Source organism: Caballeronia arationis, assembly GCF_001544975.2.
In the GTDB taxonomy this organism is placed as follows: Bacteria; Pseudomonadota; Gammaproteobacteria; order Burkholderiales; family Burkholderiaceae; genus Caballeronia; species Caballeronia arationis.
In genome coordinates this window covers 1-1,505 of record NZ_FCOG02000421.1, presented here as the reverse complement: position 1 = coordinate 1,505, position 1,505 = coordinate 1, and the positions used below count along the sequence as shown (strand labels likewise).

The following is a 1,505-nucleotide window of genomic DNA, read 5'->3' as shown; positions in this document are numbered from 1 at the left end:
GCGAAGCTATGGGAAACCGGATTCGCGGAAATCACCGCGCGTCGACATATTCGTGCAGCTGAGCATTTGCTTCATTGGACTGACAAGAAACGAATTCGTTATACAGACCTATCTCAAGACGCTGTAGCACGGTTCAAAAAAAACCTGAAAAAATGCACATGCTCAAGATACGGTCATGCAAACCCCAAGGGTTTGATGCATGGCGTACGGCTCTTCACGGACTACCTTCGGGAAGCCGGAATCATGGCAACATCCGATGTCGGCGACACGACACTGGGTCCGGAGCTGCTGGTTGAATTCTGTCGATGGATGCGTGAGCGGCGAGGAACGAAAGATTCGACCCTGGCCACTTACGGCATCTCCATCGGGAAGCTGCTCAGAAACGAGGGAGCTGACCCAACGAACTTTACGGCACCTCGGTTACGAAAGTTTGTTCTCGATGAAAGCTCAAGGCAAGGGCTAGCGGCAACGAAAAACTGTACGACGGCATTACGCATGTTTCTTCGCTTTCTGATAGCCGAAGGAAAATGCAGGCCCGACCTCGACGCCGCTGTGCCTAAGGTGGCCAATTGGGGTTTGTCGTCGCTTCCTCGCTACATTCTTGCAAACGACGTTGAGAAGGTTATCGCTTCTTGCGATCGCGCTACATCGGTCGGCATACGAGATTATGCAATAGCGCTGATGCTGGCCCGTTTGGGGTTGCGGGCCGGAGATCTCGTTCGTTTGCGGCTATCTGATATTGACTGGAAAGGCGCGTCAATATCCATTACCGGAAAAAGCGGACGCCCGACGAAGTTCCCTTTAACCAGAGAAGTCGGTCGGGCGATCGTAGACTATTTACAACGTGCACGACCACCTAGTAGTACCGACGCGGTATTCGTCGGCTGCCGGGCTCCATTCCACGAGTTCGCAAACCACTGTGCCGTTTCCGCCATAGTTGAACGGGCAATGCGCCGGTCAGGTGTCGCGTGTCCCAGTGGCGGTGCAGCTCACGTCCTTCGCCATTCGGTGGCTACCGCAATGTTGCGTGATGGCACTTCGCTGCAAGACATCGCGCTCGTTCTCAGGCACCGTTCGACTGCCACGACGCAGATTTACGCGAAGGTCGATCTACCTGAGTTGCAAAGGATCGCACAGCCGTGGCCTGAGGTGCAATCATGCTAGCAGACCTCATAGATTCGTATATCGAGATGCGTCGCGCGTGCGGGTTTGCCTTCAAGTCAGAAGGCAGCTGTCTGCGGAGCTTCGCCGCGTTCTCGGACTCCATGGCCAAAAACCATGTCTGCAACGAGACCGCTCTGGCGTGGGCGGCGCAAGCGAAATCGGTTCAGCAGCGTGCGCGCAGGCTTGGCAACGTCAGGCGCTTCGCGCGCTACGCTCGGGCTGAAGATGCACGTCACGAGATTCCCTCGGCCGTGTTTGGGAGGGCGGTTTCAAGCCGAAGTGCAACAGGGGGGTTAATGTTTAGCGTTTTGAGGTTGGGTTGCTGAGGCGAGCGTGGCGGC

1 protein-coding gene is annotated in these 1,505 nt (G+C 55.9%); it reads left to right on the top strand.

Going from position 1 to position 1,505, the window contains the following annotated elements:
- Nucleotides 1–1,164, top strand: a 1,164-nt coding sequence (locus AWB81_RS42825) for a site-specific integrase (RefSeq protein ID WP_144444388.1), incomplete at its 5' end; no start/stop codon positions are given.
- Between the last annotated feature and the right edge of the window lie 341 nt (nucleotides 1,165–1,505).